Source organism: Luteimonas mephitis DSM 12574 (genome assembly GCF_000422305.1).
Lineage (GTDB): Bacteria > Pseudomonadota > Gammaproteobacteria > Xanthomonadales > Xanthomonadaceae > Luteimonas > Luteimonas mephitis.
In genome coordinates this window covers 369,819-383,887 of record NZ_AULN01000012.1, presented here as the reverse complement: position 1 = coordinate 383,887, position 14,069 = coordinate 369,819, and the positions used below count along the sequence as shown (strand labels likewise).

Sequence of the window (14,069 nt, the reverse complement as noted above, 5' to 3'; positions counted from 1 at the left end):
GGCTTCGCATTACCGCGAAGCGGCGCGGCATCCATGCACAGGGGAGCTCCATGTCGTATCGCATTTCGAGGGGCCCGTCCGGGTGGACGGGGTGGTTGAAGCGTCTTGCCTGCACCGCCTGCATCGCGGTCTCCGGTACATCCCTTGCGGCCAGCCTGCCGCCCGAGCAACTGCCGGCGATCCAGGCCGCGACCTTCGAGGTGGTGGCGGCCAAGCCCACTGACGATCCGCTGAGCTACGAAAAGCCGCTTCCGCTCGACCTGCTGCCCTTCCAGGAACGCAACGACAAGTACCACTCCATCGGCACGGCATTCGCCATCGGCAACGGGCGCTACGTGACCGCGGCGCACGTGCTGATGATCGGCGTGAACAGCCTGTGGGGGCCGCCGGCGCTGCGCGACAACGGCGGCCGCGTGTATGGGATCGCCGACGTGCAGAAATTCTCGCTGCAGCAGGATTTCGTGGTGTTCACCCTGGCCGAGCAGCCAAGCGCCATGCCGCTGGAGATCAACACCGTGGCCGCGGCCGGGCAAACGGTGTTCTCCGTCGGCAACGCGTATGGCACCGGCGTGGTGCTGCGCGACGGTCTGTACACCTCGGATACGCCCGAACAGCAGGACGGGCGCTGGAAATGGATGCGCTTCTCCGCGGCGGCCTCGCCCGGCAACAGCGGCGGCCCGCTGGTGGACCAGGACGGCAAGGTCATTGGCGTGGTGCTCGCGAAATCGCCCAACGAGAACCTCAACTACGCCCTTCCCATCGGGCTGGTGATGGACGCGCCCGATGGCCAGGCCGACATCGACGTGCGCAGTTCCTACCAGTTCGACGTCTTCGACAGCACGCTCACCGACACCCTCAAGGAGCGCTTTGCACTGCCGCTGCCGTTGGATGCGTTCTTCAAGACCTTCAGCAAGCGCACCAACGCCCACTTCGACACGCAGCTGGCCGCGTTGCTCGCGCAGCAGCGTGAACGGCTGTTCCCGAACGGAGAAGGCTCGACCAGGCTGCTGCACGAGATCGCCGACATGGGCGACTTCCCCAAGGTGATCGCGCGCAACAGCAATGGCGGCTGGGTGCTGTCGGGCAAGGAGGACAGCGACCTGCGCCTGTCGGCAAACGGCTACCTGACACCCGGATCGTTCGGCAAGAGCATGCTGTTCCACCTGCGCCGGCCCGACGACGTGCCCGCCGACAAGCTCTATTCCGATCCTGCCGTGCCCATGGACCTGCTGCTCAAGTCGGCGTTCATCAAGCGCACCATCGGCAGCGAGAACATCACCGTGACCTCGCTGGGCAAGCCGACCCTGGACGAGGCGCACGTGGATGCCTGGGGCCGCCGCTGGCAGGTCTGGGTATGGCCGATCCCGTATGCCAACACCCGGCTGGTGATGCTGGCGCTGCCGGTCCCCAATGGCTACGTGGGGCTGGCACGCTACGCCAACTCGATCCAGGACCACGACCAGCTGATCAACGCCAAGGCCCTGGCCGACTTCATCTACGTCAACTACGACGGCACGCTGGCGCAGTGGCGCGACTACCTGAAGCACGCGCCGCTGCATCCGGCCGCGATGAAAGACCTGCGCATCGATTTCGAGTACGGCAAGCGTTTCAGCTACGCCTCGAAGCGGATGGAGCTTTCGATCACGCCCGAGGTGCAGCTGATCCAGGCCGACAGCACGCTGACGCTGGGCTTCGCCTTCTTCCGCGACGGCGGGAAGGTGACCTGGGACGTGGCGGAGCTGTGGCTGTCGGCCAGGAACGACGACCGCAACTACATCATGGCGGTGCGCAGCCAGGCGCCTGCGGCGTCGATGGACGACGACGACAGGAACCAATGGGACAGGATCCTCAACCGCCGCCATCCCTACAACGCCACCGCACGCGACAGCGACGACCGCAGCAGGATCACCGACGTGGTCGGGCCCGCAGCCGCGGACAAGCCCGACGTCCTGTACTCGGTGCACTACGTCGAGGAAGGCAAGCAGGACGCCGAAGCGATGAAGGCCAAGCTCGACCTGCTGGTCAAGGGCGTCAGGATCCTGGAGTACTGAGGCCGACCAGCACCCCGGCGTCAAAACCGCGCCGGGCAACTGCCTGGCACTGCCATCGCAGCCGGCGACCACCACGCGAACCAGGCTGAGCGACGCACCTGTGTCGACGCCTCGCGCACCACCCGCATTGCACCACGCTCGCACCCCGCGTCGATGACGTTGGACGCGATTCGCATCGCGCGAAACCAGCAGCCGAATGATGTTGGCCGCAATTCCTGGCCATGTGCGTTCCCTCCGTGAGGGGTCTTGACCGAATCCGCGGAAGTCTTGGCCGAAAAGGCCCCGAAGGACACGCCATCCACTTCTGGAGAACATCAATGAGACTTGCTTCGCCATTTACAGCTATCTTGCTGGCCATGGCAGCCCTGCCGGCCCAGCTTGCCATCTCCACGCCAGCGCATGCGGTTGAAACGTTTCATACCTGCACCGGCTTCATCGATTCCATCCCGACGACGATCAGCACGCAGGGCACGTGGTGCCTGCGCAACAATGTCTCCACCTCGATTACCAGCGGCGCGGCGATCACCATTGCCACCAACAACGTCACCATCGACTGCAACGACTTCAAGATCGGTGGGCTCGGCGCCGGCGTCAACACGAATACTTCTGGCATATACGCGTCTTACAAGCTCAACGCCACAATCCGCAACTGCAGCATCCGCGGATTTCGGACGGGCATTAACTTGGGTTCAGCCGATGCAGCCGTGGTCCAGGACAACCGTCTCGACCAGAACACTTACCGGGGCATTTCCGTATCCGGCAACGGCACACTGATCCAACGCAACCAGGTCAACGATACCGGTGCCGGCCCTGCCGCCATCACGGAGGTCAGCGCCATATACACATCCGGCAGCACGACCGTAGAGGACAACATCGTCCAGAACGTGATCGCCTCCAACGGTACCAACGTGAGCGTCTACGGTTTCCAGATTACTTCCGGCGTTGGTTCCAGCGTCTCCCGCAACATCGCTCGTAATCTGGTAGCCAACGGGACTGGAGGCTCTTATGGCATCTATACCTCGAACGGCTTGAAGGCATTCATCACTGGCAACCGTGTGGCGGTAACCAACGCGAACGGCATCGGGATCCGATGCAATGCTTCGAACGGCAGCGCGAAGGACAACATCACCTGGGGATTCTCGACAGGCATCGATTCAGGCTGCTACAACGACGGTGGCAACACCAGCCACTGAGCCGCAACGGGGGGGCGGCGGCTTGCCGCCGCCCCGGACTTCACGAACAGCTCCGGGGCAAGCCGGACGCCGGCGCGCCGGGAGCAACCTGCCCCGGCGCCCCGATTCCGCCGCGCTTCCGGCGCGGCGCCCGCGTCTGTTAAGTTGACGGCATGGCCGTCGGCATTCTCCTCGTCACCCACACCGGCATCGGCAGCGCACTGGTTGCGGTGGCGTCGTCGCTGCTGCGCAACCTGCCGCTGAAGGTCGCGGCGTTCGAGGTGCCGTTCGACGGCGATCCCGACGTGCTGCTGCCGCAGGCCAGCGCGGCGCTGCGCAAGGTGGACTCGGGCGACGGCGTGCTGGTGCTCACCGACCTGTACGGCGCCACGCCCAGCAACCTGGCGGCGAAACTCGCCCACCTGGGCACGCCGGTGCGGCGGGTGGCGGCGCTGAACCTGCCGATGTTGCTGCGGGTGCTGAACTACCCCGAGCTTCCACTCGACGAACTGCCGGCGGTGGCCACCGCCGGCGCCCGCAACGGCGTGGTGATCGACGATGCATGAGCCGCAGCGACCGTTGAGGTGGAGCCGCGCGGCATGCGTTCCCCTGCCCTTCCCCACGCTCGCCCGTTGCCGCAGCGCGCGAGCAGAGACTGCCCGATGATCGAACGCGAACTCCTGGTCGGCAACAAGCTTGGCCTGCACGCCCGCGCCACCGCGAAACTGGTGCAGGCGCTGGCGCCGTATCGCTGCAACGCCACGCTCACCGCCAAGGGCCGCGAGGTCAACGCCAAGAGCATCATGGGGGTGATGCTGCTGGCTGCCGGGCACGGCACGCTGGTGGTGCTGCGGGTCGAGGGCGAGGACGAAGCGGCCGCGGCCGACGCCGTCTGCGCGCTGTTCGAGCGACGATTCGACGAGGAGAGCTGATGCGCCAGGTGCTGTCCGGTCATGGCGCATCCAGGGGCAACGCGCTGGGCCGGGCACGCCTGCGCCTGCCGCACGTCCTGGACGTTGCCGAAGACCGGATCGATGCCGCGGCGGTCGATGCCGAGCTGGCGCGCCTGCACGCGGCCGTGGCCACCGTGCGTTCGGAGATGCTGGCCCTGCGCGACCGCCTGCACGGCGCGCTCGCGCACGAAGTCGGCGAGTTCATCGACATGCACACGCTGCTGCTCGACGATCCCGAGCTGTTGCACGGCATCGAGGACCTGATCCGCAAGGGCCTGTACGGCGCCAACTACGCGCTGCGCCTGCAGCGCGACCGGCTCGCGGGGCTGTTCGCGGGCATGGACGACGCCTACTTCCGCAATCGCATCGACGACATCGACCATGTCATCGGCCGCCTGCACGCCGCCCTGCACAAGCGCAACGCGGAGGTGCGCGGCGTGGCCGGCGAGATCCTGGTGACCGACAACGTGGCGCCATCGGAGCTGGCGCAGCTTCAGTCGCAGGGCGTGGTCGCGATCGTTACCACCGGTGGCAGCGCGCTTTCGCACAGCGCGATCCTCGCGCGCAGCCTGCACCTGCCGCTGGTGGTGGGTGCGGCCCAGGCACTGCAGCAGGCGAACGACGGCGACGTCCTGGCGGTCGATGGCAGCAGCGGCCTGGTGGTCATCGAGCCCAGCGCAGCAGACCTGCGCGAGCACCGCACCCGCGTTCGCGGCGAGAAACGTGAACGCAAGCAGCTGCACCGGCTGCGACGCGAACCATCGCGCACGCTCGACGGCATCGACATCCGCGTCTACGCCAACGCCGAATCGCGCGAGGACGTCGCCGAAGCGCACGCGCTGGGCGCTGCCGGCATCGGCCTGTACCGCACCGAGTTCCTGTTCATGGGCGAGGAACTGCCGGACGAGGAAGCGCAGTTCCGCGCCTATCGCGATGTCGCCCTGGGCATGACCGGGCGCACGGTGACCATCCGCACCCTCGATATCGGCGCCGACAAGGCCGACCGCACCGGCCTGGCGTTGAGCGACGAACCCAACCCCGCGCTCGGCCTGCGCGGCGTGCGCCTGTCGCTGGCGCGCTCGGGCATCTTCGAGACGCAGATGCGCGCGATCGTTCGCGCATCGGGCTACGGGCCGATCCGCGTGCTGGTGCCAATGGTCAGCAGCCGCGACGAGATCGTTGCCGTGGCCGCCCTGCTCAAGCGCGTGCGCCACGACCTCGCAAGCCAGGGCCACGAGATCGCCGAGCACATTCCGCTCGGGGCGATGATCGAGGTACCGGCAGCGGCGATCTCGCTGCCCGGCTTCATCGACGCGGTGGATTTCCTGTCGGTCGGCACCAACGACCTGGTCCAGTACCTGCTGGCGGCCGACCGCAACAACGAAGCCCTCGGCGAACTGTATACACCGCTGCACCCGGCGCTGCTGCGCCTGCTCGAAAGCGTGATCCGCATTGCACGGCGCCGTGCCAGGCCGGTGGCCGTGTGCGGCGAGATGGCCGGCGACGCCCGCTTCGCGCCGCTGCTGCTGGCGTTGGGGCTGGAGGAGTTCAGCCTGCACCCCGGCACGCTGCTGGAACTGCGCCACGCGATCCGCGCCTGCGACCTGGGCACCCTGCGCGCGCGCGCGCCGGCGCTGCTGCGCGCGCGCGACCGCGCCGCGATCGAAAAGTGGCTGCAGGCGAACACGCCAATGGCGTCGTAGGAGCGCCCCATGGGCGCGAAATGCTTCACCGGGAAACCAGTTCGCCCAATGCGACGCTCCAGCCGGGCTCCCGCAGGGTGGGCAGATGTATGGCGACAAGCGATAATGCGCGCATGAACGCTTGATCCCTGTCGCGCGCACGCGTGCCGCGACGCAGCCACGGAAGTCCCGCATGGCCGAACCCGTCCGCCACGACAAGACCGCGCGCCAGCTGCGTCTGCTTTCGGACGCACTCGACAGCGGTCGCCTCGGGCCGGTACGGCGGCTGGTCAACACCCTCGCGCCGGCCGAGATCGGCAACCTGCTCGAATCGCTGCCGCCGGCCAAGCGCCAGGTGGTCTGGGGCCTGGTCGATCCTGAAGACGACGGCGAGGTGCTGGTCCACGTCGGCGACGAGGTGCGCGAGAGCCTGCTCGCCGACATGGATCCCGACGAGATCGTGGCCGCGGTCGAGGACCTCGACATCGACGACCTCGCCGACCTGGTCGAGGACCTGCCCGACACGGTCATCGACGAAGTCCTCAAGTCGATGGATCGCGAGAACCGCGAGCGCCTCGAGCAGGTGCTGTCCTATCAGGAGGACACCGCCGGCCGCCTGATGAACCCGGACGTGGTGACGGTGCGCGCCGACACCACCGTCGACGTGGTGCTGCGCTACCTGCGCCTGCGCGGCGAACTGCCCGAGCACACCGACCATCTGTACGTGGTCAGCCGTCGCCACCAGTACCTCGGCCGCATCGCGCTGCAGGTGCTGCTCACGCACGAGGCCAACACCCCGATCAACCAGCTGATCGACGACGAGCAGCCGGCGATCGACGTGCAGGAATCCGCCGAGGAAGTCGCGCGCCAGTTCTCCGACCACGACTGGATCAGCGCGCCTGTGGTCGACGACGGCAACATCCTGCTCGGCCGCATCACCATCGACGACGTGGTCGACATCATCCGCGACCAGGCCGAACACCAGGCGCTGTCCGCCGCCGGCCTGGACGAGGACGAGGACATGTTCAGCCCGGTGCAGCGCGCGTTCCGGCGCCGCGTCGTGTGGCTGGGCGTGAACCTGTGCACCGCGTTCCTCGCCGCCAGCGTGGTCGGCCGCTTCGAGGGCACGATCCAGCAGATCGTCGCGCTGGCGGTACTGATGCCGATCGTCGCCGGCATGGGCGGCAATGCCGGCACCCAGGTGCTGACGCTGATGATCCGCGGCCTGGCGCTCGGCCAGATCGGCAGTTCCAACTCGCGCACCCTGTTGTGGAAGGAAGTGCGGGTGGCGCTGATGAACGGACTGACCCTGGGCACCGGCCTGGGCCTGATCGTATGGATCTGGTACCGCGATATCCCGCTGTCGCTGGTGATTGCCTCGGCGCTGACGATCAACCTCAGTTCGGCCGCGCTCGGCGGCGTGCTGGTGCCGCTTGCCCTCAAGCGCATGGGCTTCGATCCGGCGCTGGCGGGCGGCGTGATCCTGACCACCATCACGGACGTGATGGGCTTCCTGAGTTTCCTCGGCCTCGCAACGCTGATCCTGCTGCGCTGATCCTGCTGCGATCGCCGTGCAGCGTCGAGCAGGCTGGCCGAGATCGTGTCGCGCGGGCAGCGTGCGTGAAACCAGGGTTCATCATCGCTGCCCTAGATTTCCCGGACCCGGCTTCCGGGAAAGGAGGACACGGATGAAGATCAATCTTGCCGCCTGCATGGCGGCCGGCCTGCTTGCAATCATGGGCATTGCGCATGGCGCGGACGGCGCCGACCGCGAGCAGCAGGACGCCAGGGTCGCCCAGTTCGCCATTCCGGGCCACGACGACAGTTCGCCCGGCTTCGAAAGCCTGTCGTTCCGGAGCGGTCCGCGCGGACGGAGCATCGATTACGAATACGGCGCCGACCACAAGCGCGTACGGCTGCGGAACCTCGGCACGAGCGCCGACGGCGGAGGTTTTGCCGTGCGTTTTCCGAACGGACTCGTGCTTGACGTGGTGCCCCAAGGCGACGCCCTGCAGGTCAGCGACCGCGGCGGCAAGTACAGCAAGACCTTCGAGTGGAAGTACGAAGGCCCGGTCAACGGCCGCGGCACGTTCTGCCAATCCTGCGTCGACAAACCCGAAGCGATCGCCTTCGTGCGCGAGCATTTCATGCACTAGGCTCGCAACTCCCGGCATCACCCATCGCAGCATCGCCGCACAGGATGGGTTTCGCTACGCCCTACCCATACTGCGGGCCTGCCGCCGGCGCCAGCAGCGCCTCCAGCACTGCCATCCGCGCCGCGACGCCGTTGGCGACCTGACGCAGCACCAGCGACTGCGGGCCATCGGCCACGTCACCATCGATCTCGACCCCGCGGTTCATCGGCCCCGGATGCATCACCACTGCATCGGGCGCCGCACGCCTGAGCCTCGCTGCCGTCAGGCCGTAACCGCGGTGGTAGTCGTCCAGCGACGACACCAGTCCCTGCGCCATGCGTTCGCGCTGCAGGCGCAGCATCATCACCGCGTCGACGCCTTCGAGCGCCTCGTCGAAGTCCTGCACAACTTCGCAGCCGGCGAGCGTGGTGTCATCAGGCAGCAGTGATTGCGGCCCGCAGGCGCGGAGCTGCCCGACGCCAAGCGTGCGCAGCGCCTGCAGGTCCGAGCGTGCGACGCGCGAGTGGCGGATGTCGCCGACGACCAGCACCTTGAGCCCGGAGAAATCCGCGCCCTTGGCCTGGCGCAGGGTGAGCATGTCGAGCAGGCCCTGGGTGGGGTGCGCGCTGCGGCCGTCGCCGGCATTGACCAGTGCGGTTTCCGGCTGCGCCTGCGCCGCCAGCGCGGCGACACCGCCGTCCTCGGAATGTCGCACCACGAACCCGCGCACGCCCATCGCCTCGATGTTCTTCAGCGTGTCGAGCGCGGTCTCGCCCTTGGTGGTGGACGACGTGGACGCGTCGAAGTTGAGGACGTCCGCGCCGAGCCGCTGCGCGGCGCGCTGGAAGCTCAGCCGCGTGCGCGTGGAGGGTTCGAAGAACAGCGTGCAGACCGCGGTGCCGGCCAGCGACCGGCCCGCTTCACCGTCGACGAAAGCCTGCGCACGGTCGAGCAGCGCGACGAGGTGATCGCGCGACAGGCCTTCGAGGGTGAGCAGGTGGCGCAGGCGGCCGTTGGCGTCGAGTTGCGGTGTCATCTGGGGCCCAGGTGCATAAAACCGTTTCGGTTGTCCACGGGAACGCCCTGTGGGCGCGATGCCCCGCAGGAGCGCCTTCGCGCCCATGGGGCGCTCCTACAGGTGCGTGGCATCGCCAGGCGCGGCAAACCAGCGTTCGACGATCACCGCCGCCGCCACCGCATCCAGTGCCGCGGCATCGCGGCGCCGGCGCCGGCCTTCGGAACGGTCGAGCGCAAAACGCTGTGCTGCCTCGACCGAACTGGAGCGTTCGTCCATCAGCACCACCGGCAGCTGGTAGCGCGCCTGCAGTTCCCGCGCGAAGGCGTGCGCGCGCTGGCGGATCGGCTGGTCGCCGCCGTCGAGCGTCATCGGATCACCGACCACCAGCCCATCCGGACGCCATTCCTTGAACAGGCGATCGATGGTGGGCCAGTCGATGTTGTCCGCGTGCACGTCGATCACCGCCAGGGCCCGGGCACCGTGGCCGAAGGCGCTCCCGACCGCAACGCCGATCCGGCGAGCGCCGACGTCGAAGCCGAGCACGGTGCCATCGGGCTTGATCGCCGCGGTGTTCATGCGTGGCCGCTGTAATCGGTCATCCGTGCCATGTCGACGCCGATGCGTCCGGCAGCGGCCTCCCAGCGCGCTTCCAGCGGCGTGGCGAACAGCAGGTCGGCGTCGGACGGTGCCGTCAGCCAGCTGTTCTCGGTCAACTCGTACTCCAGCTGCCCGGCACCCCAGCCCGCGCAGCCGAGCGCGACGGTCGCCCGTCCCGGCCCCTCGCCGCGGGCAATCGCCTCGAGCACGTCGCGCGAGGTGGTGACGAACAGGCCCTCGCTGATCGCCAGGCTGGAATCCCACTCGCGCGCGCCATCGTGCAGGACGAAACCGCGTTCGGGATGCACCGGGCCACCGGCGAGCACCGGTTGCCCGCTCAGCGCGGCATCGCCGGTCTTGATCCCCATCTGCTCGAACACGTCGCCGAGGGTGTACTCCGACGGCCGGTTCACCACCACGCCCATCGCGCCGTCCTCGTCATGCTGGCAGATCAGCGCCACCGACCGCGCGAAATTGGGATCGGCAAGCGACGGCAGCGCGATCAGCAGCTGGTTGACCAGCGATGTGGACTGGGCAGGCATGGGCGCATTCTACCGGGCAGGCCGCGGCGCGTCGCCGCTCAGGCGATGCCGAACTGGATCTCGTCGGGCGTGGCCAGGCGCACGTCGATGACCTCGACCCGGGCCCGGAAAGGGGATCCGGCCAGCGGATGGTTGCCGTCGACCGTGATCGTGTCGCCGTCGACCGCGGTCACCACCACGTCGAGCGGGCCGCGCGCGGTCTGCGCCTTCAGTCGCGCCCCGACCCGTGGCGCGTCGCCGGCGCCGAGCATGCTGCGCGGCAGGGTCTGCACCAGCCCGTCGTGGCGCTTGCCGAAGCCCTGCTCGGGCGCGATTTCCACCTCGAACTGGTCGCCGGTCTTCTTGCCCGCCAGCGCTTCTTCCAGTCCCCGCACGATGCCGCCGGTGCCGTGCACGTAGACCAGAGGATCGTGGCCGTGGGTGGTGGTGACCTGCCCGCCCTGCTGGTCGAGCAGGGTGAAGTGGATGGTGGCGACGCGGCGGTCGGCGATTTCCATGGTGGACCTGTCGTTGCGAGGGATTGCCGGCATGGTCGCGCAGCGATGAATCCGGTTGCAACCCCGGGCCGGCCGCAGGCGCCGCGGTTCGCTAGACTGTCCGGCATGGGCAGCTGCTACTGCGACATCGCGCCGGGACATCCGCTGCACGGGCCGTACCACGACCACGAATACGGCTTCCCGCAGCGCGATGAACCCGTGCTGTTCGAGCGCCTGCTGCTGGAGATCAACCAGGCCGGCCTGAGCTGGGAAACGATCCTGCGCAAGCGCGAGGGGTTCCGCCTCGCGTACGACGGCTTCGACGTGGACACCGTCGCCGACTACGGCGAGGCGGACCGCGCGCGCCTGCTGGCCGACGCCCGCATCATCCGCAACCGGCTGAAGGTGGACGCGGCAATCCACAACGCCGGGGTAATCCGCGGCCTGCGCGACACGCATGGCGGCTTCGCGCAGTGGCTCGACGCCCACGCAAGCGAAAGCAGCCGCCCGCGCGACAAGGCGTCGTGGGTGAAGCTGTTCAAGCGCACCTTCAGGTTCACCGGGGGCGAGATCACCGGCGAATTCCTGATGAGCCTGGGCTACCTGCCGGGCGCCCACAGGGCCGGGTGTCCGGCGCTCAGGCGGATCGCGGCGGCGCGCAAGGCACTTGGCGTCTGATCGATCGCATCGCTTTAGCCTTGGCCTCGGCCTTGGCCTTGGCCTTGGCTTTGGCTTTGGCTGGCTTTCACGTTCTCCACGAATGAAGCAGCGCCGAGAATCCGCAGACCCGGAGGGCGGCGCACATGGATGTGCGCCATTTTTCTATGAGGCAGGAAGCCGATTAGAAAAATCCCCGCGTCAATGAATCACCTGGTGAGCTCTGTGCGGGGAAGCGTTTTTCTTTGCTTCCGTTTCTTTGACGCTTATCAAAAGAAATGAAGCCGCCGAAGGCGGAAGCTTCTGACTTTCGCCATTGATCTTCGCCTCTTATTTCTTCGGCCGGAATTGCACCGGAAGCCGAAGATCAAGAGCGTTTCGTCCGCTCCGCGGCCGAGTTCATTTCTTTGATAAGCGTCAAAGAAACGAACCAAAGAAAGCGCTTTCCCCGTACACACCTCCCGCAGCAGCGTCGCGTTGCGCAGGGATTTTTCTAATCGGCATCCTGCCTCATAGAAAAACGCCGCACGTCCTGTGCGGCGCCCTCCGGGTCTGCCGGATGACGCCGTTGATTCACTGACAGGGCGACGGCAACGGCAACGGCGAAAACAAAGGCGAAAGCAAGGGCGAAAGCAAGGGCGAAAGCAAGGGCAAAAGCAAGGGCAAAAGCAAGGGCAAAAGCAAGGGCAAAAGCAACGGCAAAAGCAACGGCAAGGCAAGGCAACGGCAAATGCTGCGCCGTTCCGCAGCCGCCGGACTCCGGATGCTCCAGAACGAAAGAGGCCCGGCATTGCCAGGCCTCCTCCAAAACATCATGCGGCTGCCGCTAACACGCGGGGCTGCGCCAGGCTCAGCCCTTGACGGCTTCCTGGTAACGACGCTCGACCTCGTTCCAGTCGACCACGTTGTAGAACGCGCCGATGTAGTCCGGGCGGCGGTTCTGGTATTTCAGGTAATAGGCGTGCTCCCACACGTCCAGGCCCAGGATCGGGGTGTTGCCCGAACCAATGCCCTTCATCAGCGGGCTGTCCTGGTTGGCGCTGCTCTCGACCGAGAGCTTGCCGGACTTGTCGACGCTGAGCCATGCCCAGCCGCTGCCAAAACGGGTCAGCGCCGCCTGGGTGAAAGCTTCCTTGAACTTGTCGAAGCCGCCCAGGTCGCTGTCGATGTGGCTGGCGACATCGCCGACCGGCTGGCCGCCGCCCTTGGGCGACATCACGGTCCAGAACAGGGAGTGGTTGGCGTGGCCGCCACCGTTGTTGCGCACGGCGCCGCGGATCTTCTCGGGCAGCGCGTCGAGGTCGCGGATCAGCTCCTCGGCGGGCTTGTCGGCCAAGTCGCTGCCTTCCAGCGCCTTGTCGAGGTTGTTGATGTAGGCCTGGTGGTGCTTGGAGTGGTGGATCTCCATCGTCTGCGCGTCGATGTGCGGCTCGAGCGCGTCGTAGGCGTAGGGCAATGCGGGGAGGGTGTGGGCCACGTCGATCTCCTGTCTGGAAAGCTGAACCGGTATTGTCCTATGGATGGAGTAAAGAAGGCGAAAAGAAAAGGGCGCGTTTGCGCCCTTTTCCCGGTTTCGCCACAACGATGTGTTTCAGTCCGGCAGCTCAGTTCGCCTCCGCGACCTCCACCCCGTCCAGCCCCTGCGACAGCGTGCGTGCGTCACCGCCCTGGGCAAGCTTGATGCGCAGGCGTACCTCGTTGGCCGAGTCGGCGTAGCGCAAAGCATCCTCGTAGCTGATCTCGCCGGCCTGGTAGAGTTCGAACAGGCTCTGGTCGAAGGTCTTCATGCCGAGGTTCGTCGACTCCTTCATGACTTCCTTGAGCTTGTGGATCTCGCCGTCGCGGATGTAGTCCTGCACCAGCGGCGTGCCGAGCATGATCTCCATCGCCACGCGCCGGCTCTTGCCGTCCGGTGTCGGGATCAGCTGCTGCGCCACCACGCCCTTGAGGTTGAGCGACAGGTCCATCAGCAGCTGGCCGCGCCGGTCCTCGGGGAAGAAGTTGATGATGCGGTCCATCGCCTGGTTGGCGTTGTTGGCGTGCAGCGTGCACAGCACCAGGTGGCCGGTTTCGGCGAAGGCGATGGCATGGTCCATGCCCTCGCGGGTGCGCACTTCGCCGATCATGATCACGTCCGGCGCCTGGCGCAGGGTGTTCTTCAGCGCCGCGTCCCAGCTGTCGGTGTCGATGCCGACCTCGCGCTGGGTGATGATGCAGCCCTCGTGCTTGTGCACGAATTCGATCGGATCCTCGATGGTGATGATGTGGCCGGTCGAATTCTGGTTGCGGTAGCCGATCATCGACGCCAGCGACGTCGACTTGCCGGTGCCGGTGGCGCCGACGAAGATGATGATGCCGCGCTTGGTCATCGCCAGGGTCTTGATGATCGCCGGCAGGTTGAGCTCCTCGATCGTCGGGATCTTGGTCTCGATCCGGCGCAGCACCATGCCCACCTGGTTGCGCTGGTAGAAGCAAGAGACGCGGAAGCGACCGACGCCGGACACGCCGATGGCGAAGTTGCACTCGTGGGTGCGCTCGAACTCCTCGCGCTGCGGCGGCGACATCACGTTGAGCACCAGCTCGCGCGCCTGCTGCGGCGTCAGCGGGTTCTGGGTGATCGGCGAGATCTTGCCGTTGACCTTCATCGACGGCGGCATGCCGGCGGTGATGAACAGGTCCGACGCCTTCTGGTGCGCCATCAGCTTGAGGAACGAGGTGAAATCGATGCTGCTCATGTTTGGCTCCTGCGGAGCCGGGGATCGGGGATCGGGGATTGGGGATTCGGA

The 14,069-nt window shown here is 66.8% G+C and carries 15 protein-coding genes; 8 read left to right on the top strand and 7 right to left on the bottom strand.

Annotation, left to right across the window (positions count from 1 at the left end):
* The first annotated feature begins 95 nt into the window (after positions 1 to 95).
* The 7 genes from H570_RS0101855 (at position 96) to H570_RS0101825 (ending at position 8,014) form a co-directional block, all read left to right on the top strand.
* Positions 96 to 2,051, top strand: coding sequence for a S1 family peptidase (locus H570_RS0101855; protein WP_027079263.1), 1,956 nt, complete (start codon positions 96 to 98; stop codon positions 2,049 to 2,051).
* 317 nt (positions 2,052 to 2,368) lie between these two features.
* The gene (locus H570_RS0101850) at positions 2,369 to 3,244 is read left to right on the top strand and encodes a right-handed parallel beta-helix repeat-containing protein (RefSeq protein WP_169447720.1); all 876 of its coding nucleotides are present in this window, start codon (positions 2,369 to 2,371) and stop codon (positions 3,242 to 3,244) included.
* 152 nt (positions 3,245 to 3,396) lie between these two features.
* Positions 3,397 to 3,789 (top strand): PTS sugar transporter subunit IIA, encoded by a 393-nt coding sequence (locus H570_RS0101845; RefSeq protein ID WP_027079261.1) that lies wholly within the window; start codon positions 3,397 to 3,399, stop codon positions 3,787 to 3,789.
* Positions 3,790 to 3,885: 96 nt separating this feature from the next.
* Positions 3,886 to 4,155 carry an HPr family phosphocarrier protein gene (locus H570_RS0101840; protein WP_027079260.1) on the top strand — a complete coding sequence of 90 codons (270 nt, stop codon included), beginning with the start codon at positions 3,886 to 3,888 and terminating at the stop codon, positions 4,153 to 4,155.
* Positions 4,155 to 5,879, top strand: a complete 1,725-nt coding sequence (gene ptsP, locus H570_RS0101835; RefSeq protein ID WP_027079259.1) for a phosphoenolpyruvate--protein phosphotransferase — start codon at positions 4,155 to 4,157, stop codon at positions 5,877 to 5,879. Before H570_RS0101840 ends, ptsP begins: the two co-directional genes overlap by 1 nt.
* Positions 5,880 to 6,051: 172 nt before the next feature.
* Entirely contained in the window at positions 6,052 to 7,413 is a 1,362-nt protein-coding gene (gene mgtE, locus H570_RS0101830) for a magnesium transporter (protein ID WP_027079258.1), read from the top strand.
* 133 nt (positions 7,414 to 7,546) lie between these two features.
* Positions 7,547 to 8,014: a hypothetical protein gene (locus H570_RS0101825; protein WP_027079257.1), complete on the top strand. Its 468-nt coding sequence runs from the start codon at positions 7,547 to 7,549 to the stop codon at positions 8,012 to 8,014.
* Between the two features lie 61 nt (positions 8,015 to 8,075).
* Here H570_RS0101825 and H570_RS0101820 read toward each other — a convergent pair whose 3' ends face one another.
* From H570_RS0101820 to H570_RS0101805, 4 genes are all read right to left on the bottom strand, one after another.
* A complete protein-coding gene (locus H570_RS0101820) occupies positions 8,076 to 9,029 on the bottom strand; it encodes an aspartate carbamoyltransferase catalytic subunit (RefSeq protein ID WP_027079256.1) in 954 nt (317 codons plus the stop codon).
* A gap of 96 nt (positions 9,030 to 9,125) precedes the next feature.
* Complete coding sequence (gene ruvX / locus H570_RS0101815; RefSeq protein ID WP_027079255.1) at positions 9,126 to 9,587, bottom strand: Holliday junction resolvase RuvX; 462 nt, start codon at positions 9,585 to 9,587, stop codon at positions 9,126 to 9,128.
* Positions 9,584 to 10,150, bottom strand: a complete 567-nt coding sequence (locus H570_RS0101810) for a YqgE/AlgH family protein (protein ID WP_027079254.1) — start codon at positions 10,148 to 10,150, stop codon at positions 9,584 to 9,586. The genes ruvX and H570_RS0101810 overlap by 4 nt, the downstream gene beginning before the upstream one ends.
* A gap of 38 nt (positions 10,151 to 10,188) precedes the next feature.
* Positions 10,189 to 10,680, bottom strand: coding sequence for an FKBP-type peptidyl-prolyl cis-trans isomerase (locus H570_RS0101805; RefSeq protein WP_211219059.1), 492 nt, complete (start codon positions 10,678 to 10,680; stop codon positions 10,189 to 10,191).
* Positions 10,681 to 10,752: 72 nt separating this feature from the next.
* Here H570_RS0101805 and H570_RS0101800 point away from each other — a divergent pair, with 72 nt between their 5' ends.
* Positions 10,753 to 11,304, top strand: coding sequence for a DNA-3-methyladenine glycosylase I (locus tag H570_RS0101800; RefSeq protein WP_027079252.1), 552 nt, complete (start codon positions 10,753 to 10,755; stop codon positions 11,302 to 11,304).
* Positions 11,305 to 11,776: 472 nt separating this feature from the next.
* On the opposite strand, the gene H570_RS19055 is transcribed toward H570_RS0101800, so the two are convergent.
* The 3 genes from H570_RS19055 to H570_RS0101790 form a co-directional block, all read right to left on the bottom strand.
* Positions 11,777 to 12,091, bottom strand: a complete 315-nt coding sequence (locus H570_RS19055; protein ID WP_169447714.1) for a hypothetical protein — start codon at positions 12,089 to 12,091, stop codon at positions 11,777 to 11,779.
* 42 nt (positions 12,092 to 12,133) lie between these two features.
* The gene (locus H570_RS0101795) at positions 12,134 to 12,760 is read right to left on the bottom strand and encodes a superoxide dismutase (RefSeq protein ID WP_027079251.1); all 627 of its coding nucleotides are present in this window, start codon (positions 12,758 to 12,760) and stop codon (positions 12,134 to 12,136) included.
* Positions 12,761 to 12,887: 127 nt separating this feature from the next.
* Positions 12,888 to 14,018 carry a PilT/PilU family type 4a pilus ATPase gene (locus H570_RS0101790; protein WP_027079250.1) on the bottom strand — a complete coding sequence of 377 codons (1,131 nt, stop codon included), beginning with the start codon at positions 14,016 to 14,018 and terminating at the stop codon, positions 12,888 to 12,890.
* Positions 14,019 to 14,069: the final 51 nt, after the last annotated feature.